Genomic DNA, 18,725 nt, shown 5'->3' on the forward strand with positions numbered 1-18,725 from the left:
CAAGGAGACTGGCAAGTCGACTGGTGTTGAAGCGTCTACGACGTTCACGGCAGAGACGGCTGATGGTTCGGTTGAGGTTGTCTTCGAGCTGCCGGGTACTTTGGCCGGTAAGACTCTGGTTGCCTTTGAGAAGCTGTTCGAGGGTACTGATACGTCAGTGACTCCGGTTGGTTCTCATGAGGACATCGATGACGCGGCTCAGACCGTCAAGGTCGTCGAAGGTGAAGGCTCAACGCCCGGTAGTTCCTTCGGATCATCGGACTTCTTCGGGTCTTCCGCACTCCTCGCCTTCTTCGGACTGTCGAGTGGTGGAAGCAGTGAATGTGAGTACGGTTCCACGGACTCCACCGGTTCCAGCACCGGCACGGGATCGAGCACCGGCACCGGTTCCACCGGTAACGGTTCCAGCCTCGGTTCCTCCGACAACGGATCCACCGGACCGGGAAGCACCGGTACGGGATCAAACGATTCGGGCAGCAGCTCCGGAGACAACGGTTCCGCAGACAACTGCGGTCTGCTGAGCTCCGGTATCTGGCTCCCGCTGATCCCGGCGGCGATCCTGCTGGCGATCGGTGCAGGCTCCGCATCGCATGCAGTGGAGCAGCCGGCCCTGAGCTCCGCTCACGGTGGCAGCACCGAACAGGGGACATCGTCCAACAACGTCGTTCCCCAGACCGGTTCCACCAATGAACACCAGGTGACAGATCATGTCGAGAAGCCCAAGCAGGGTGGAATGCTCGCCGTGACAGGCGCGAACGTCATGATCACCATCCTGGCGGGCCTGATGCTGCTCCTCCTCGGAGCGGTACTGGTCGCGGTCCGCCGTCGACGGAACTGACAGCTAGTTTCGCCTAACGGCTGATCACACAGAATCCCGGGTCCCGGAAACAGGGCCCGGGATTCTGCACGTCCGGACCGAAAATCCGTGGAACGCACACGGACAGGCAGTCACCCACAGAACAAACCCCGAACACCGACAGTCGACACCGCCGTCGAAAAACGAGACTCCCCACAATCACTCGACGCGAGGGCGGAACCCGCACCGGTACCGAAAAAGGTGGAGACACCACCGGCAGACACACGAGCCGGTCCACCGTCCTGGCCGGCTCTGTCCCGAAACGGTCATCCGGGACACCACAGGGCACCGTGCCACGAGTGACGTCGTTGAACCGGGGGGGAGGACGTGACCGGGGCACTGGACACGGTAGACGTCCCGGTGCGCTGTCCCGTGTGACACGGGACATGAACAGCCGCGCTCACGGCCATCGGCGGGAGCCGGGAAGCCGGTTCCCGGCGAAGGGGCAGGGGTATGGCGCCGCGCCACACCCGGGGCGGTGAACGGACACGAAAAAAAGAACTCCCCGCAGTCATCGACCACGGGGAGTTCTTTTCAATTGGGGGTGGCTGACGGGACTCGAACCCGCGACACCCAGGATCACAACCTGGTGCTCTACCAGCTGAACTACAGCCACCATCACAGTTCACAAACCGTTTAGCCGGAGTGTGAGCAGCGAGGAATATCTTAACTCAGGACACCCGTTTTACAAAAACCGCTCAAAAGCCTGCACCGATTCCGCAGCAGCGGCCTGTGTCTCCTCGGATCCCGGTCCCGGATGCTCCACGAAGATCGCCCGGCGGTAGTAGTCCAGTTCCCGGACGGACTCGACGATGTCGGCCAGTGCCCTGTGCGCCATACCTTTGTCGGGCTGGCGGAAGTACACCCTCGGGTACCAGCGGCGGGCCAGCTCCTTGATGGAGGAGACATCGATCATCCGGTAGTGCAGGGCCGCGTCGAGGAGAGGCATGTGCGCCCTGATGAACGCCCTGTCCGTCGCAATGGAGTTCCCGGCCAGGGGAGCGGGATGATCCGGGTCGCAGTGCTCGGAGATCAGATCCAGGACCGCCTGCTCGGCGTCCGCGAGGGACACCGTCGACTTCCGGACCTCCTCGGTGAGGCCTGAGGCCCGGTGCATCTCGGTGACGAAGCCGTCCATCCTGGACAGTTCCTCGTCGGTGGCGTGGACGACGAGGTCCACGCCCTCTCCGAGTATGTTCAGGTTGGCGTCCGTGATGACGGCGGCGACCTCGACGATCACATCGGTCGAGGGGTTGAGGCCCGTCATCTCTAGATCCACCCAGACGAGTCGATCGTTCTTCGCGGGAATCTTCCCGGTTTCATCGTTGACGTTGCTCACGGGTCACCCCATCTTCTTGTAGAACGACCCCATGACGGGTGCGCTGATCGCTGTCGGCATGACGGAACTGATCCGGTCCATGGCCTTGCCCAGTGGTCCCGGCACCACCCGTCTGCGGTTGCCGGACATGGCCTGGAGGGTTTCCCGGGAGCAGGACTCGTAGGTGGTCCACAGGAAATCGGGGACGACCTTGTCGACGATCGACTTGTCCTCTTCCTCGATCACCGCGTCGCGGACGGGCCCCGGGGCGAGCAGCGTACAGGTGACACCGGTTCCCCTCAGCTCGTAATGGAGTGCCTCGGTGAACGCGTTGACGCCGGCTTTGGTGAACACGTACGTGGCGTTGTTCGGGATCGGCATGTTTCCGGCCGCTGAACCCACGTTGCAGATGGCGCCACTTCGGCGGGCGAGCATCCCGGGCAGTACCGCCCGTGTCAGCTCGAACACGGCGGCGGCGTTCAGCTGGAACTGGTTCGTCTCGTACTCCCAGTCCTGGTCCATGAATGCGCCGAAACTGGCGATGCCGGCTGAATTGATGATGATGCTGATGTCCGTGTCGTTGATGTCGTCGATGAGGGTCCTGCGGGCCTCGGGGTCGGCGAGGTCGCACGGGCGGACATCGACGGTGACTCCGTGTGTCGTCTCCAGTTCATCGGCGAACCGGCGGAGCACGTCCTCCCGCCTGGCGACGAGAATCAGGTTGTGGCCGAGGCGTGCCAGGTCCCGTGCCATCGCCATACCGATTCCCTGGCTCGCCCCGGTGACGAGGGCTCGGGAGTCTTTTCGGGGGGAGGGTAAAGCCATGGGGTCTCCTTCATGAGAAATCCGTGGACGGTGGAACGGCTGACCCGGTTCATCGTACCTACCGGGGAAGACGTCGGGGCAGGCGGTGACGCCCGCCGGCGGCTCCGGTGGCCGGAGCAGACCAGGGCACCGCTGTGCCCGGGGGTGGCGCCAGGCGTGGGACGGGTGCTCCCGATGTGTCCCGGGAGATGACCGCACCCCACGGCACGCCCGGTACGGGGCGACCCGGGGGCCCGGTGACGCCGGTACGCGAACTCAGGGGCGGTACCGACGGGTGCAGCCCCGGACCCATCTGGTGATGGAACCGGGGCTGCGGAATCTGTGCCCCCGGCAGGATTCGAACCCGCGACCAGCCGGGTAGAAACCGGATGCTCTAATCCACTGAGCTACGGAGGCGTGAAGGCCGTCGGAACACGAAGGTTCTTTCCGGACTTTCGGTGCGAGACTTTACCCCACCCGGGGCCCGGTGCACCAAACCCCCCGGAGTGGTCTGCGTGGCTAGGGGGAGCGGGTGGACAGCGATACGCTGTAGCCATGGATGCACAACCCGACAGTTCCCCGTACGCAGCCCCTGACGGCGCTGCCGTGGATGGTGTGGAGAATCCGGTTGACCCGGTACGGGCCGGTGGTGTCGACGGGGGATCTCGTGGATCCGGGCGGCGGGTCCGTGGTTCGTTCGGACTCTACGTCCTGTTCTTCCTCACGGCCGGTGTCGTCGGTGCGGTGATTTCGTGGGGCTTCCTGGGGGAGTCGTTGGCGGCGCTCGGGATTCCCGACCCGGGTCCCGCGACGACCGCCGGGCTTCCGTTGCTGAGGTCGGCCGCGGTGATGCTCATGGCGTTGTCCGTGGGCTCGTTCCTGTTCAGCTCCTTCCTGACGTCCCCCCTCACGGGTCCTCTGTCCACGGAGGAGATCCGGGAGATCCGTGCAGGTGGAACAGGGGCCCGATCAGAGCCCGCCGGAGGTGCCGGGAACATCGTGGACGATGTTCCCGAGGTTGACGAGGAGATGTCCGCGGAATCCGATGCTGATGCGGTGACGCGGAGGAATCTCTGTGCCGCACGGCTCGGAGTGGACGGGTCGATCGCCGCGCGTACCGGAACCGTCGCGGCGGCGTGTGTCGGTCTGATCGCACTGCTCATGGTGCCGATGTATCTCTCGGACGTGTCCGGTGAGTCGCTCGCCACCGCGTTGCGTCCAGCGAACTGGCTGATCGCGGTGAACCAGGTGTCGACGTCCCTGGCGTGGCTCGTGGTTGCGGTGATCGCCGGTGCGACGGCGGCGGTGGGGTTCCTGTCGAGCCGCTGGGTGATGCAGCCGTTGCTGTTGCTCGGGGCGATCGCGATGGTCGTGCCCCTCGGTCTCGAGGGACATTCCGCGACCGGTGGCGACCATGACTACGGGACGAATTCCTACCTCTGGCACCTGCTGTGCATGACGCTGTGGGTCGGCGGTCTCATGGCGCTGATCGCGCATGGTCGGCGGCGTGGTACCCGGATGGATCTCGCGGTGGAACGGTATTCGGTGATCGCGGTGTTCTCCGTCGGTGTGATGAGCGTGTCGGGTCTGGTGAATGCGGCGATCCGGATCCAGTGGTCCGACTGGTTCACCACGGGCTACGGTTTGCTCATCACGGCGAAGACCGTCGGTGTGGTGGTCCTCGCGCTGTTCGGCTACGCCCACCGTAGGGCGACGATTCCGGCGATCAGGCGGGATCCCGGGGATCACTCGTTGTTCCGGCGGGTCGCGGCCGTCGAGGTTCTGGTGATGGCCGCGATCACCGGTGTGGCGGTCTCCCTGGGGCGGACGCCCCCTCCGCCGCCGCGTTCGGTGGACCTGAACACGATGGACATTCAGCTCGGGTACAAGCTCTTCGTTGAGCCGACGATGTGGAACGTGTGGACGATGTGGCGTTTCGACATCGTCTTCGGTTCTCTCGGTGTGATCCTCGCCGTCGCGTACATGTGGGGGGTGCGTCGACTGCACGGACGGGGCATGGCCTGGCCAGTGGTGCGTACCGTCTGGTTCCAGCTCGGGAATCTGCTGCTGGTTCTCACGATGTGTTCGGGGATCGGTCTGAACATGCCGGCGACGTTCTCGATGCACATGATCGGGCACATGATCCTGACGATGGGGGTCCCGGTGTTCTGGGTGCTGGGTGGCCCGTTCACCCTGTTTCTCGCCGCGTTCGAACCGGGGTGTCCGGATGAACCCGGGCCGCGTGAGTGGCTGCTCGTCGCCGTCGACAATCCGGTGGTCAGATTCCTGACGCATCCGGCGGTGAACACGATCCAGTTCGTGGTGCTGTTCTACATTCTCTATCTGACGCCGCTCTACGACGTCGCGGTCGCCGAGCATGCGGGCCACCTGACGATGAACGTGGTGTTCCTGTGGTCCGGGTTCATGTACTACTGGGAACTCATCGGGGTCGATCCGGTTCCGGTGCGGCGCAGTCCGATGGGGAAGGGCGCGTGGTTGTTCTTCTCGTTGCCGTTCCACATGTTCTTCGGGGTCACGCTGATGCAGATGCAGACGGTGCTGGCGTACGACTTCTACTCCACGCTCGGCCTGCCGTGGGACATCGATCTGCTCAAGGACCAGAATGTCGGTGGTGGCATCGCGTGGGCGTCGGGCCAGTTCCCGTTGCTGATCATCTTCGGTGCGGTTCTTCTCGAGTGGTGGCGGTACGACCGTCGTGAGATGCGGATCTACGACCGGCGTGCGGACGCGACCGATGACGAGGACATGGCGGCGTACAACGAGATGCTGGCGAAGGTGAACGCCGGGGAGAACTACTTCGACGAGTACTACGAGCGGGACATCAGTGCGTCGGGAGGGGCGGCACCCGAAACGGGACGCTAGAGTGCGGTGTCCCGGTGGCTGTGGGTAACAACCCGGCGTCGGCACCTTGTGCACAGGGGCCGTGCCCCGTGGAGGTGTCGTTGCGGGGTGAGGTGTGAGTGTGGCGGTGTACATCCGATACATCGGCACACTTTTCGAAAGGAGCCACCCACATGGCCCAGCACAGCTTCACTCTCACCGGCAACATCGGGGCGGACCCCACCTATCACGGCGTGAACGGGCGCAACGGCGTCGCCAGGTTCCGGCTCTGCGCCAACCGTCGGCGCCCGGGGGAGAAGGACGGTACATGGATCGACTACGACACGCTGTGGATCGAGGTGCAGTGCTGGGGTCGGTTGGCCGAGCATGCGCGCCGGTGTCTGCGGAAGGGGATGAGTGTCCTCGTGGTCGGGACGGTGGTCCTGGAGACGTGGACCGACGCGGAGACGGACGGGAACCGTTCGCGGATCGTGCTGCGGGCGAGCCACATCGGGCCGGATCTGAACCGCTATCTCACCACGTCCGTGGCGCCCGGGGGTGAGGTCGTCGCGGAACCGTTGACCGGGGGATGGGTGACGTCCGGGTGCCTGCCGGGGCAGGAGCCTGACGCTCGTGGTCGGTCGGGGGCACCGGCGGTGCCGGATGACTCACATCCGGGGGAGGGGGAGGTTCCCGTGGGTGTGGGGGCCGGAGGTGGTGGAGAAGCTGATCCACCGTTCTAGCCCCGGGTGCGGGACTCCCGGTGTCGGGCCGGGGTGTCTCCGGTGGTGGTCGCCTCCGCTCCTCGGGGTGTTCGGGGTCTGTGGGGTAACCTCGTGGGGCAGTACCGCAATCTAGTAGAAAGCACTAAGGGACAAACATGGGCGAGTTCATCTACACGATGAAGAGCGTGCGTAAAGCACACGGGGACAAAGTCATTCTCGACAACGTCACCATGGCCTTCTACCCCGGCGCCAAGATCGGCGTCGTCGGCCCGAACGGTGCCGGTAAGTCATCGATCCTGAAGATCATGGCCGGTCTTGACCAGCCGTCGAACGGTGAGGCGTTCATTGATCCGGGTTCCACCGTCGGCATCCTGTTGCAGGAGCCGCCGTTGAACGAGGACAAGACCGTCCGGGAGAACGTCGAGGAGGGGCTCGGCGAGATCTTCGAGAAGAAGCAGCGTTACGAGGCCGTCGCCGAGCAGATGGCCACGGACTACTCCGATGAGTTGATGGAGGAGTTCGGCAAACTCCAGGAGGATCTGGATGCCGCTGACGCGTGGGAGATCGACTCGAAGATCGACCAGGCGCTCGACGCCCTGCGCTGCCCGCCCGGCGATGAGCCCGTCACCCACCTCTCCGGTGGTGAGCGCCGTCGTGTCGCGCTGGCGAAGCTGCTGCTGTCCGAGCCGGATCTGCTGCTCCTCGACGAGCCGACCAACCACCTCGACGCCGAGAGCGTGCTCTGGCTGGAGCAGCACCTGGCCAAGTACCCGGGTGCCGTTCTCGCCGTCACCCACGACCGGTACTTCCTGGATCACGTCGCGCAGTGGATCTGTGAGGTCGACCGCGGCAAGCTGTACCCCTACGAGGGCAACTACTCCACCTACCTGGAGACCAAGGCGAAGCGTCTCGAGGTCGCCGGTAAGAAGGACCAGAAGCTGCAGAAGCGCCTGAAGGAGGAGCTGGCCTGGGTCCGTTCCGGTGCGAAGGCACGGCAGGCGAAGAACAAGGCCCGTCTCGCGCGCTACGAGGAGATGGCCACCGAGGCCGAGAAGTACAAGAAGCTCGACTTCGAGGAGATCCAGATCCCGACGCCGCCGCGTCTGGGCAACCAGGTCGTCGAGGCGAAGAACCTGACCAAGGGGTTCGACGGTCGTGTCCTCATCAAGGATCTCTCCTTCACGCTGCCGCGCAACGGTATCGTCGGTGTCATCGGCCCGAACGGTGTCGGTAAGTCCACCCTGTTCAAGACGATCGTCGGCCTCGAGGAGCCGGATTCCGGTGAGGTCACCGTCGGGCAGACCGTGAAACTGTCCTACGTCGACCAGAACCGCGAGAACATCGACGGTGAGAAGACCGTCTGGGAGGTCGTCTCCGACGGCCTCGACCACATCGTCGTCGGTCAGAACGAGATGCCGTCGCGCGCCTACCTCTCCGCCTTCGGTTTCAAGGGGCCGGACCAGCAGAAGCCCGCGAAGGTGCTCTCCGGTGGTGAGCGCAACCGGTTGAACCTGGCGCTGACCCTGAAGCAGGGCGGAAACCTGATCCTGCTCGACGAGCCCACCAACGACCTGGACGTCGAGACCCTGTCCTCGCTGGAGAACGCCCTCGTGCAGTTCCCGGGTTGCGCCGTGGTCATCTCCCACGACCGCTGGTTCCTGGACCGCACCTGTACCCACATCCTCGCCTGGGAGGGCAACGTCGCCGAGGGCCAGTGGTTCTGGTTCGAGGGCAACTTCGAGGAGTACGAGAAGAACAAGGTCGAGCGTCTCGGCGCGGAGGCCGCACGCCCGTCGCGTGTCACGCACCGCAAGCTGACCCGCTGATCCGAATGATGATCTGACGCGCAGTCCGCCGACACCGGATCGCGTCACCGGCCCCGCACGATCGGAAACACCCCCGACCGTGCGGGGCCGGAACCGTTCAGTATGCTTTTGATCTTGAAATGAAATCGTCGTGCCGATCCCTCGGCAGGTATAGATTGGTGTCCCGGGGCCGCGTCCGGACCGGGAACCCGACGGCCCGCGACGGTACCCGCACGGAAGGATCCCCGAACACACATGGCCAACAGCAACGACCGCACCACCGGAAACACCCCCGTCCACACTGCGGAGGTGCACGTACGCTGGTCCGACTTCGACCGTTTCGGGCACCTCAACAACGCCGCCTACATCGAACTCGCCCAGGAAGCCCGGAACATCTTCGCCCTGGAGGAGTTCATCGGTCGGGGACATGAGGTACCGGCCGTGTTCATCCGTCGACTGGACGCCAGCTACATGAGTCCCATCCTCCCGGACACCTCCACCGTCCTCGTCGAGACCCGCGTGACCCGCGTCGGACGGACCTCGTTCACGACGAGCCAGTCGATCATCGACCGGCACGGAACCGTCGCCTGTGTCATCGAGTGCGTCCAGATCGCCGTCGACCTCAAGACCGCCACCCCCCGTGCCATCACGACGAATGAACTGAAGGTGCTCAGCCGCGCCGCAGGTACGGATGTCACGGACGCCGCCGACCCCGGGAAAGAGGTCGGCGAAGAGTGACCGAGGCACTCACCGTCACCGCCGGAACCGGAGGCCTCCGGGCGCTGCTGGCCCGGGCGACCGGTATCGACCCGGACGCCACCGCCCGGTGGCGGCAGCGTGACGGACGCACCGTCGACGTCTTCGTCACCACCCCGTTCGACGTGATCGCCAGTCGCCGCGTCGAGGGAACCGTCGGCCGCGACGGTGCCGTCGTCCGCGCCGCCGACCTCCACGAAGCACTCACCGAGCAACGCACGGACATCGGCCCCGCCTGCGACATCGCCTGGCCGGGTGCACTGCCCCCGGCGGACGGATTCCTCCTCCTGGACACCCTCCCCGTGGCCGTCGTACGGCAGCTCGCCGATCAGGGACAGGCTCTCGCCCGCCAGTTCTCCGGCCCCCTCGGCCCACCGCAGTCACTCCTGGACCAGACGGTCCTCACCGTCACCGGCCCCGGCGACACCGAGGACGCAGGGGCCGGAACAGCGGAGATCACCATGCGGATGGTGTTCACGTGCACCTCACTGGGACTCATCCCCGGTGCCGCCGCCCCCGGGACGATTCCCCGCCACCTCCGGGTTTCCCGCGCCGGAACCTGGGTACGGGTCGACGCCCCGTACGGTACCGTCTACCGCAGCACCCGCCGGTCTGTTCTCCCGCTTTGATCCGGGGGCGTGGCCCGGACCGCGTGGACACTCAGTCGAACCGGTTGATCAACATGTCCGCGACGCGCACCATGTGCTCCCACAGGGCGGCACGGTACGGGGCGGGCAACGTCTCCTCGTCGACGGTGTCGATGGCGTTGGCCATCATCTCCAGCCAGCGGTCCCGCTCCGCGACGCCGATCGAGAACGGGTGGTGGCGCATCCGGAGCCGGGGATGCCCCCGGTTCTCGCTGAAGGTCTGGGGACCGCCCCAGTACTGGGCGAGGAACCACTTCAGTCGTGCCTCCGCCCCCTCCCAGTCGTCGTGCGGGTACATCGGACCGATGAGATCGTCCTCGCGCACCTGCAGGTAGAACCGGTGCACGATCGTGGTGAAGGTCTCCTCACCGCCGACGGCCTCGTAGAAACTGGCCGGTGTTCCGGTCATGTCAGTTCTCCTTCGTGGTGGGGCCCGCCGGGCCCGCGGTTCCTTCGGTGGCCGACGGCTCGGCGCTGATCCCGATGCCGTTGGGGTAGGGCGTCGAGATGCCCCGGTCCCGCAGGTCGGTGATGATCCGGCCGAGAAGCTCGCGGCGCGTGGCCCACTGGGTTCCGGCGACGACCTTCGCACGGACCCGGATGAGCATGTGGTCCACCGCCAGCGCGTGCACCCCGTCGACCTCGGGTTCGCTGAGAACGGAGTCCTTCAGGGCGTCGCTCGCGGCGGCGGCACGGGCGGCGTCCCCGATGGCCTTCTTCGCCTCCTCGACGTCGTTCGAGAGACCGACGGGGACGTCGATCCGCGCGACGGCGTGCCCCTTGGTGGAGTTGCCGACCCGCTGGATCAGCCCGTTACGGACGAACCACAGGGTGCCGTCGACGTCACGGATCGTGGTCAGCCGGAGGGAGACCGCCTCAACCGTGCCCACCGCGTCACCGACATCGATGGAATCGCCGACGCCGTACTGGTCCTCGATCAGCATGAAGATCCCGGACAGGAAGTCCTTCACCAGCGACTGCGCACCGAAGCCGAGGGCGACACCGGCGACACCCGCCGAGGCCACCAGAGGGCCGACCTGCACCCCGAGTTCGGAGAGGACCGCCAGGCCCGCCCAGGTCCACACGAAGATCGCGACGGCGGAACGCGCCACCGACGACAGCGTCGTGATTCTCGCCTCCCGACGCTCCCGGTCCCGCGTCTCCTCCTGTACGACCGCGATCGACTCCCCGAACAGCGAATGTCCCGGGCCCCGTTGGATCGCGTGCCGGGAGATCCGCCTGATGAGGACGATCAGTGTCCACTGGATCACGATCGCCACCACGAGGATCACGCCCACCGCGACGGCCATGTCGATCAGCCCCTCGGTGTTCAGCCCGTGCTTGTCCCGGAAAATATCGCGCAACGTATCCTTCACGTCTAATGAACCTACCGGGTGCGGGCCCGGGCACTAGGGTGGGGCCCATGAGTAACCGACCCGTAGCAGTCATCACCGGGGCGACGGGCGGCATCGGCCGCGCCGTCGTCGACAGCCTCGCCCCCGACTTCGACGTTCTCGCCCTCGGCCGAGACGGGGCCGCACTGGCGGAACTCGACACGCTCGACCACGTTCGCGCCCTGCGCTGCGATCTGGTGGCCGAGCTCCTCGACTCCGAACCGGGCACCGGGCTGCGGGAGATCCTGGAGCTTCCGCGTGTCGACGTCGTGGTGCACGCCGCGGCGGTCGGGCACCGGTTCTCGGTGGAGCAGGCCACCCCGGAGCAGTGGCGGAGCATGCTCGACCTGAACGTCGTGGTGCCCGCGGAACTCACCCGCCGGCTGCTGCCGGCGCTCCGGGCGGCCCGGGGAAACGTGGTGTTCATCAACTCCGGGGCGGGCCACGGGGCCCATCCGGGCACCACCGTGTACACCGCCACCAAGCACGCGCTGCGCGGTCTGGCGGACAGTCTGCGCAAGGAGGAGGCGGGTACCGGGGTGCGCGTCAGCGGCGTCGCCCCCGGTCCGACCGACACCCCGATGCTGCGGGGCATCGTCGAGTCCGCGGGCGGAACCTACACCCCCGACCACTACATCGAGCCCGGGGAGGTCGCGGCCGCGGTCCGACTCGCCGTCACGGCGGGGCCGACCGCACAGCTCACCGACATCGCGGTCCGGCCCCGGATCGAGCTGGCGGACCGTTAGACCCGCCCGGACACCGCCGCCAGGGCGTGCACGGCGGCGGCGTCCGTCGTCCGCAACAGTGTCGCGTCGGTGCCCGGCATCGGGCTGATCGTGGTGTCCGGCATCTGTGCGTGGGTGGGGATCCCGATGAGGTGGAGCCGCGGATCCGGTGTCCCGTCGGCGGTGATCACCCGCTGTGTCACCGGATCGACCTCCGGGGAGGGGGTCGTCGATCCGTCGGACAGGCGGAACACCCGGATCCGGCCCCGCTGCAGCAGATCCCGCATGAGCGGGTCAGCGGTGGTGCGCACATCCGGTGCCGGGAGACGGGCGTCGAGGAGCACCCGCCCGGTGACCGCCCGGTCCGTCGTGGGGGAGTGCATACGGTACCCGCCGTCGGTCACCGCGACGGTGGGGTGCGCCCCGAGGAAGGACACGACGCCGGCGTCGACGAGGGCGAGCAGCTCCCGGGTGCGGAAGGCCGGGGGACCGGAGCCCGCCATCCTGCCCAGCGCCATCATCCAGGCGTAGCGGCCGCGCCGGGAGTCCGGGGTGTAGCGGCCGTTCGCCCCGAGGACCGAGACGGTCCTGCGTGCCGACGCGATCGACCACATCCCCTCCTTCCACGCACTGTCCCGGCCCGCGGCGGCGTGGGTGATGTCCGCGGCCAGGCCGTCCGCGACCGCGGCGGTGAACTCCTCCGGGGACAGTGGTCCGGTGATCCCGCGGGCGGCCAGCGGATCGGCCTCGGCACCGGGGTCGAACACGGGTGCGCCGGGGACCCTGGCCGCCAACACCCGCGGGAGGTCCGCCACCGGGGTGTCGTCGATGAGCGCGACGAGGTCCGCCGGATCGACGCCCCGGTCGGGGTGCGTCCGGTGCAGGGCGCGGTGGTACGCCTCGTGGGCGTCCCGGGCGACGGCGGGCCACACCTGCCGGTCGACATCGATCGGCGCGTCGCCGGCGGAGAGCTCGCGGACGACGGCCCGCAGTCTGGTGTGCGGCATCCGGGGCGGCAGCGAGCGGTACTCGGACTTCGGGAACAGCGGGTAGCCACGGCCCGATGCCGCGACGATCCGCGGCTCACGGCCGGAGGGGACGTACCGCAGGCCGGAGCGCGCCGCGGGATCGTCCACGAACCGCCCGCCGCGACCCGCCGTGAGGAGAATCATCGCGTCGAAGAACCCCATTCCCAGGCCGCGGAGCAGCACTGTTTCGCCCGGGACTATGAGGTCGAGCCGTTGGTCCGCGGGTTGGCCGGGCCGGATCCACGTCAGCTCGTCCGACGCGTCGAGACGGTCGGCGTCGTCCGGCACAGAGAGCTGCCAGCCGGGGGCGAGCACCGTCGCACCCGCCCGGACCACCGCTCCGTCCGCGAGCGTGATCTCGTCGGTTCCGTCGGTGGTCGCGGTGATCGCGACCGCGCGGCTGCGGTGGTGGTGGAGTGTGACCTGAGGGGGAAGCCCGCGCCTGGTCACGTCGAGGAACCACCGGAGGTACGCGCCGTAGAGACGGCGGCTCGGGTTCGATTCGGGGCGCGTGGTGCGCAGCTCGTCGGCGAAGGCCACCGCCACCACCGGCGCGGGACGGTTCCGCCGGAACACCCGGGCGACGTCCGGGTCGATCCCCGCCTCGTCGGGGTTCTCCCCGCGCAACAGCCGGACCCACTCGTGGAGTGTCGGCCCCCGCCGCACGGGGGCCGACACCGTCGAGCCGGGTTCCGTGAACATCGTCACCGCACCGGCGAGGGTGTTCATGCACAGCTCACCCGACTGGTCGGTGCGCCACACCTCGCCGGAGCCGTGCTGGGCCCCGTCGATGAGGTGCACGTCCAGGCGCGCCTGTCCGGGGGCCTCGTGCAGGGCGGCGCCGAGCCGCTCCAGCACCGACGTGCCGCGCGGCCCGGCGCCGATGATCGCGATCGACTGCGTGGTACCGGGTTTCGGGGAAGTCACACAGTCAGGCTAGCTCAGTTCGCCGGCGACCCGTCCGCGTCGACCGCCCGATTGCGCAGCGCCCGCTGAACGCGGTCCCGGCCCTCGGACACGACGCGCTTCAGGCCCGTGGGGTGCTCACCGTCGAGGAACGCGCCGGCGCGTGCGACACCCTCCTGGGTAATGTCCCACGAGGGGTAGAGGCCGTTGAGTGCCGCGAGCGCCATCTCCGGGGTGGCGGTGCGCCAGAAACCGGGCGCCAGCTCGAAGTAGGCCTCGTTGAACTGCCCGAGGTTCGGCGCGGAGCCGGCCCAGGTCAGTCCCTCGATCTTGTGCCGGATCGCCAGGTTCGACAGGCCCGATCCGGGATCGGTGACCTCGTCGAAGATCTCCTTCTTCCGTTCCGGGGTGTTCACCGCGGCGTGTGCGGCCCACGCCCACTTCTGACTGTCGGAGGAGGAGTCACGGGCGAGTTCGGCCTCGACGGCCGCATCCGCGTCCGTGATCTCTCCGGCGGCGATGAGCGCGGTCAGTGCCCGCCAGCGCAGGTCGTTGTCCACCTCGAGGCCGTCGATGGGCGAGACCCCGTCGCGGAGCTGCGTGAAGACGTCGATCTGCGTGGGGGTGTCCGGCCCCAGCTTCCGGCGGGACAGCACCTGCAGGAACGTCAGCTGGGCGTCGGAACCCGGCTCCGCCGTCCGTGCGCCGTCGAGGAGCGCGTCCGCGAGCAGCTTCCCGCCCGTCTCCTCCGCCCAGGCCGGGTCGGCGTAGCTGGACAGGGCACTCGACGCCTGGGTGAGGATCCGCTCCAGGACGGCGATCTCCGTTTCCGCCGAGGCTCCGGACGCCACGAGGTTGATGAAGTCACGGGCACGCATGCGGCCGTCGCGGACCATCTCCCACGTCGCCGACCAGCACAACGTACGAGGCATCGGATCCTCGATCCGGGCGATGTTGTGGAGCACGAAGTCCAGGGAACCGGAGTCGAGATGGGTCAGGCAGTACGTGAGATCATCGTCGTTGACCAGGACGAGGTCCGCGCGCCCGACACCGATGAGATCCGGTACCTCCGTGAATTCGCCCGAGACATCCAGCTCGACGCGCTTCACGCGGCGCACCACACCGTCGATCAGGGAATACAGGCCGACCGCGACACGATGGTCGCGCAGCTCCCCGGCGCCGGGCTCGGCGCCCTGCTGACGGATACCGAAGGAGACGTACCTGTCGCCGGACACCTCGAACTCCGCCGCGAGCGTGTTCACCCCCGTCGTCTTCAACCACTGGTTCGCCCAGTCGGACAGATCACGGCCCGACGCCGCCTCCAACGCCTCCAGCAGATCGTCGAAGGTCGCGTTGCCGAAGGAGTGGGTGGCGAAGTGCCTGCGGACACCGGCGAAGAACTCCTCGCGCCCGACGTAGGCGGCGAGCTGCTTCAGCACACTCGCACCCTTGGCGTAGGTGATGCCGTCGAAATTCTGCTCCACCGTCTCGATGTCACTCGCGTCGGTGGTGATCGGGTGCGTCGACGGCAGCTGGTCCTGGCTGTACGCCCAGGACTTCTCGATGTTCGCGAACGTCACCCACGCGGAGTCGTATTCGGTGGCCTCCGCCTGGCTGATCGCGGCGGACCAGGTGGCGAAGGACTCGTTCAGCCACAGGTCGTCCCACCAGCGCATCGTCACCAGGTCACCGAACCACATGTGCGCCAGCTCGTGCAGCACCGTGTCGCAGCGGCGCTCGTAGCGGTAGCGGTTCACCTTGGAGGTGAACACGTACTCGTCGCGGTGGGTGACGCAGCCGGCGTTCTCCATCGCGCCCATGTTGAACTCCGGCACGAAGATCTGGTCGTACTTGTGGAACGGGTAGGCCACACCGAAGTTCGCGTGGTAGAAGTCGAAGCCCTGTTTCGTCTCCGTGAACAGACGTTCCGCGTCGAGGCTGTCCGCCAGTGACCGTCGGCAGTAGAGACCCATCGGGACGGTCAGTTCGTGCGGCTGATCGGCGGGGGTCTCCGGATGGTGGGTGAGCTCACCGGTCCACTCGTCGCGCACCTCGTGGTACGGGCCGACGCAGATCGCGACCAGGTACGTCGAGAGCCGGTAGTCGATGCGTGAGACATGGGTCGACGTCCCGTCACCGTTGTCCGTCACGGTCTGGTCCGCGTTCGAGATGACCCGCCACCCGGCGGGCGTGGTGATCGTCAGGTCGTAGGTGGCCTTCAGATCCGGCTGGTCGAAACAGGCGAACATCCTCTTCGCGTCCGCGGTCTCGAACTGGGTGTACATGTAGACCTCGTTGTCCGCCGGATCGACGAAGCGGTGCAGGCCCTGGCCGGTCCGCGAGTAACGGCAGTCAGCGGTGATCCGGAGGGTGTGCGCGCCGGGCTCCAGTCCGTTCAGCGCGATGCCCGCGTTCTCGTCGTAGCCGTCCTCACCGAGGGTGACGGCGTCGGCGGTGATGTCTCCGCCGTCCAGCAGTACCTCGGACACCCGGGACGCGCGCAGATCGATGAACGTGTCCCCGGAGGTGGACACGGTGAAGTCGACGGTGGTCACGGAGGAGAACTCCGTCTCCCCTCCGGTCAGGTCGAGGACGATCCCGTAATTGTCGACGCCGAGGATCGATGAACGCTTCCGGGCTTCTGCACGGGTGAGATTGGTCGAGGTCACGTAACCCGAACTCCTGTCTGTGTGGACTTCTGCGGCACCGCCGGGGACGGCCCGCTCTATCAGGTGGTGAACGAAAAAACGGTGCACCCGTGCCGTCTCCCGTGTCGGGGACACGGCACTACACGGCCAAGGATACGGACGGAGGAAGACCGCGTGCGTGGTCGGGCCGGGAAAACACCTATCCTGGGCGGCACGCGCCGGGAACGGACGCCCGACCGGTGTGCACGGCCCGGGTGTGGAACTGCCGGAAGCCGCAGAAAACAGACGAAGACCCCGGGGAGACCCGGAGAAAGAAGGAGAGCAGTGAGTCAGCCCCTGAAGTTCTGGTTCGATGTCACCTGCCCGTACGCGTGGATCACGTCCCGCTGGGTAACCGAGGTGGAGAAGGTCCGCGACGTCGACGTCACCTGGATCCCGATGAGCCTCGGCGTCCTCAACGAGGGGCGCGATGAACTTCCGGAGCAGTACCGGCGCATGATGACGACGACATGGGCGCCGGCCCGTGTGTTCGCCCGGGTCGCCACCGAGCACCCGGACAGGGTCGGGGAACTCTACACCGCACTCGGGACGAGGATCCACACCGAGGGACGGGGCGCCGAGCTCAGGGAGAACGCCGGTGACGGGGACATCTCCGACGTACTGGTCCCCCTCGTGCGGGAGGCACTCGTGGAGATCGGGCTCGACGGGGACCTGGCCGACACCGGGACGGGCACCGACTGGGACGACGCCCTGCGCGCGTTCCACGGGCAGGCCATGGACGCCGTCGGTGACGAGGTCGGCACCCCGGTCGTCGAGGTCGCCGGAACCGCGTTCTTCGGGCCGGTCCTGACCCGCATCCCCCGTGGGGAGGACGCCGGAAAGGTGTTCGACGGTGCCGTGGCCCTCGCCGGATACCCGCACTTCTTCGAGCTCAAGCGCTCGCGGACGGAACGCCCCGAGTTCGACTGACCCGAAGGAAGGGGAGCCGGCGGGTCAGGCCCCCACCTGCCGGGCCCGCGCCCACTCTTCCGGGACGTACGCGCAGGTCGGATCCGAGGCGAGATAGTCGTGGGTCATCGCGTACGCCGTGGAGCGGGAACCACCGCACACCCCGTGGAACTCGCAGACACTGCACTTGCCGTGCCAGTTGTCCGGGTCGCGGAGTGAGGTGAACACCGTTGAGCGGGAGTAGATCTCCGAGAAGGGGGTCTCGGTGACGTTCCCGCAGTGCACGGGCAGGAAGCCCGAGGGGTAGACGTCGCCGATGTGGTCGACGAAGGCGAACCCCGATCCGGAGTTCACGGCCATCGGGGGCCGTGGGCGTCGGGGATGTTCGGGATGCGCCCCGAGCAACCGGGTCGTCTCCCCGGTGAGCGTGCGGTAGAGTTCGCCGCCCCGGTACGGGGTGTCGGAGTGCTCCCGCTGGAGCACCACGCGACGGTACTGCGGTGCCTCCGTCGTCTTGACCGCGATCCGGTCGGAGATGTCGGCCAACCAGTTGAGCACGTCCTCCCGCTCGTCCGGGTCCAGGCAGTTCAGCCGTGCGCCGCGCCCGGTCGGGACGAGGAAGAACGTGTACCACATCTTCGCTCCCATCCCGATGACTGTCTTCAGCAGAGCCGGTGCCTCGTGGATGTTCGAGCGCGTGAGCGTCGAGTTGATCTGCAGCCGGAACCCGACGTCGAGGATCTCCGGGGCCATCGCGAGTGTCGCGTCGAACGTGCCGGGGAATCCGCGGAAGGCGTCGTGGGTCTCGGCGGTCGCGCCGTCCAGCGACATGGACATCGCCTTGCCACCGGCTTCCCGCAGCTCCTCGAGTCGGGCTCTGGTCAGCTTCGGGGTGACCGACGGTGAGAGGGAGATCGACAGCCCGCGCCCGGTGCCGTACCGGACGAGGTCGACCAGATCATCGCGTTCGAAGGGGTCCCCGCCGGTGAGTACGACGAGTGGGCGCGGGCGATCGTACGCCGCGAGCTGGTCGAGCAGCTCGAAGCCCTGTCGCGTGGTGAGCTGCCGGGGGTCGGCCCCGGTCTGGGCGTCCGCCCGGCAGTGCCGGCAGACGAGCTGACAGGCCCGGGTCACCTCCCAGATGACGATGAACGGTTTGGCGCCGACATCGTGGCGGATCATTCGGACGCTGGGGCGGGTGGGGGACACGGTTCCGTGGGCTCCTTCCGGCGGTGTTCTCTTCCTCCGACGCTAGCCCCGGGAGGGGTGAAAATCAGCGTCATGACGCGCGTTATGCGACATCTCACGTCTCCTGGTGCGTGAC

General features: G+C 67.2%; 15 protein-coding genes and 2 tRNA genes. 8 read left to right on the plus strand and 9 right to left on the minus strand.

Annotated features, from left to right (window positions below; all coding sequences use genetic code 11):
- Positions 1-838 (plus strand): VaFE repeat-containing surface-anchored protein (locus JIM94_RS10005; RefSeq protein WP_200250370.1); only part of this gene is annotated, 838 nt, incomplete at its 5' end.
- 561 nt (positions 839-1,399) lie between these two features.
- On the opposite strand, the gene JIM94_RS10010 is transcribed toward JIM94_RS10005, so the two are convergent.
- The 4 genes from JIM94_RS10010 to JIM94_RS10025 form a co-directional block, all read right to left on the minus strand.
- Positions 1,400-1,472 (minus strand) — tRNA-His (locus JIM94_RS10010).
- 69 nt (positions 1,473-1,541) lie between these two features.
- Complete coding sequence (gene orn / locus JIM94_RS10015) at positions 1,542-2,195, minus strand: oligoribonuclease (protein WP_200250368.1); 654 nt, start codon at positions 2,193-2,195, stop codon at positions 1,542-1,544.
- 3 nt (positions 2,196-2,198) lie between these two features.
- Positions 2,199-2,999, minus strand: coding sequence for a mycolate reductase (cmrA, locus tag JIM94_RS10020; RefSeq protein ID WP_200250366.1), 801 nt, complete (start codon positions 2,997-2,999; stop codon positions 2,199-2,201).
- Positions 3,000-3,321: 322 nt separating this feature from the next.
- Positions 3,322-3,395, minus strand: a tRNA-Arg gene (locus JIM94_RS10025).
- A gap of 138 nt (positions 3,396-3,533) precedes the next feature.
- On the opposite strand from JIM94_RS10025, the gene JIM94_RS10030 reads away from it, so the two are divergent.
- The 5 genes from JIM94_RS10030 (at position 3,534) to JIM94_RS10050 (ending at position 9,734) form a co-directional block, all read left to right on the plus strand.
- Positions 3,534-5,861 carry a bifunctional copper resistance protein CopD/cytochrome c oxidase assembly protein gene (locus JIM94_RS10030; RefSeq protein ID WP_200250364.1) on the plus strand — a complete coding sequence of 776 codons (2,328 nt, stop codon included), beginning with the start codon at positions 3,534-3,536 and terminating at the stop codon, positions 5,859-5,861.
- A gap of 152 nt (positions 5,862-6,013) precedes the next feature.
- Positions 6,014-6,562: a single-stranded DNA-binding protein gene (locus tag JIM94_RS10035; RefSeq protein ID WP_200250362.1), complete on the plus strand. Its 549-nt coding sequence runs from the start codon at positions 6,014-6,016 to the stop codon at positions 6,560-6,562.
- Positions 6,563-6,699: 137 nt separating this feature from the next.
- Positions 6,700-8,370, plus strand: coding sequence for an energy-dependent translational throttle protein EttA (gene ettA, locus JIM94_RS10040; RefSeq protein ID WP_200250360.1), 1,671 nt, complete (start codon positions 6,700-6,702; stop codon positions 8,368-8,370).
- A gap of 234 nt (positions 8,371-8,604) precedes the next feature.
- The gene (locus JIM94_RS10045) at positions 8,605-9,087 is read left to right on the plus strand and encodes an acyl-CoA thioesterase (protein ID WP_200250351.1); all 483 of its coding nucleotides are present in this window, start codon (positions 8,605-8,607) and stop codon (positions 9,085-9,087) included.
- Positions 9,084-9,734, plus strand: coding sequence for a DUF8185 domain-containing protein (locus tag JIM94_RS10050; protein ID WP_200250348.1), 651 nt, complete (start codon positions 9,084-9,086; stop codon positions 9,732-9,734). Before JIM94_RS10045 ends, JIM94_RS10050 begins: the two co-directional genes overlap by 4 nt.
- Before the next feature lie 31 nt (positions 9,735-9,765).
- On the opposite strand, the gene JIM94_RS10055 is transcribed toward JIM94_RS10050, so the two are convergent.
- Both JIM94_RS10055 and JIM94_RS10060 read right to left on the minus strand, forming a co-directional pair.
- Positions 9,766-10,161, minus strand: a complete 396-nt coding sequence (locus tag JIM94_RS10055) for a globin (RefSeq protein ID WP_200250340.1) — start codon at positions 10,159-10,161, stop codon at positions 9,766-9,768.
- 1 nt (position 10,162) lies between these two features.
- The gene (locus JIM94_RS10060; protein ID WP_248085887.1) at positions 10,163-11,128 is read right to left on the minus strand and encodes a mechanosensitive ion channel family protein; all 966 of its coding nucleotides are present in this window, start codon (positions 11,126-11,128) and stop codon (positions 10,163-10,165) included.
- A 47-nt stretch (positions 11,129-11,175) separates the two neighbouring features.
- Here JIM94_RS10060 and JIM94_RS10065 point away from each other — a divergent pair, with 47 nt between their 5' ends.
- Positions 11,176-11,892: an SDR family oxidoreductase gene (locus tag JIM94_RS10065; protein WP_200250337.1), complete on the plus strand. Its 717-nt coding sequence runs from the start codon at positions 11,176-11,178 to the stop codon at positions 11,890-11,892.
- Here the strand turns inward: JIM94_RS10065 and JIM94_RS10070 are convergent.
- A complete protein-coding gene (locus JIM94_RS10070; RefSeq protein ID WP_200250335.1) occupies positions 11,889-13,826 on the minus strand; it encodes an FAD/NAD(P)-binding protein in 1,938 nt (645 codons plus the stop codon). The genes JIM94_RS10065 and JIM94_RS10070 overlap by 4 nt on opposite strands.
- A 14-nt stretch (positions 13,827-13,840) precedes the next feature.
- Positions 13,841-16,474: an aminopeptidase N gene (gene pepN, locus JIM94_RS10075; protein ID WP_200250334.1), complete on the minus strand. Its 2,634-nt coding sequence runs from the start codon at positions 16,472-16,474 to the stop codon at positions 13,841-13,843.
- 303 nt (positions 16,475-16,777) lie between these two features.
- Between pepN and JIM94_RS10080 the strand changes: the two genes are divergently transcribed.
- Positions 16,778-17,422, plus strand: a complete 645-nt coding sequence (locus JIM94_RS10080) for a mycothiol-dependent nitroreductase Rv2466c family protein (RefSeq protein WP_200250330.1) — start codon at positions 16,778-16,780, stop codon at positions 17,420-17,422.
- Positions 17,423-17,446: 24 nt separating this feature from the next.
- Here JIM94_RS10080 and JIM94_RS10085 read toward each other — a convergent pair whose 3' ends face one another.
- Entirely contained in the window at positions 17,447-18,583 is a 1,137-nt protein-coding gene (locus tag JIM94_RS10085) for a TIGR04053 family radical SAM/SPASM domain-containing protein (protein ID WP_200250381.1), read from the minus strand.
- Positions 18,584-18,725 lie beyond the last annotated feature (142 nt).

Source organism: Corynebacterium pygosceleis, assembly GCF_016595275.2.
GTDB lineage: Bacteria > Actinomycetota > Actinomycetes > Mycobacteriales > Mycobacteriaceae > Corynebacterium > Corynebacterium pygosceleis.

Coding starts and splice junctions, on each gene's coding strand:
- JIM94_RS10065 (WP_200250337.1), top strand. CDS start 11,176: ATGAGTAACCGACCCGTAGCAGTCATCACCGGGGCGACGGGCGGCATC.
- JIM94_RS10045 (WP_200250351.1), top strand. CDS start 8,605: ATGGCCAACAGCAACGACCGCACCACCGGAAACACCCCCGTCCACACT.
- JIM94_RS10055 (WP_200250340.1), bottom strand. CDS start 10,161: ATGACCGGAACACCGGCCAGTTTCTACGAGGCCGTCGGCGGTGAGGAG.
- JIM94_RS10035 (WP_200250362.1), top strand. CDS start 6,014: ATGGCCCAGCACAGCTTCACTCTCACCGGCAACATCGGGGCGGACCCC.
- ettA (WP_200250360.1), top strand. CDS start 6,700: ATGGGCGAGTTCATCTACACGATGAAGAGCGTGCGTAAAGCACACGGG.
- cmrA (WP_200250366.1), bottom strand. CDS start 2,999: ATGGCTTTACCCTCCCCCCGAAAAGACTCCCGAGCCCTCGTCACCGGG.
- JIM94_RS10085 (WP_200250381.1), bottom strand. CDS start 18,583: ATGATCCGCCACGATGTCGGCGCCAAACCGTTCATCGTCATCTGGGAG.
- JIM94_RS10030 (WP_200250364.1), top strand. CDS start 3,534: ATGGATGCACAACCCGACAGTTCCCCGTACGCAGCCCCTGACGGCGCT.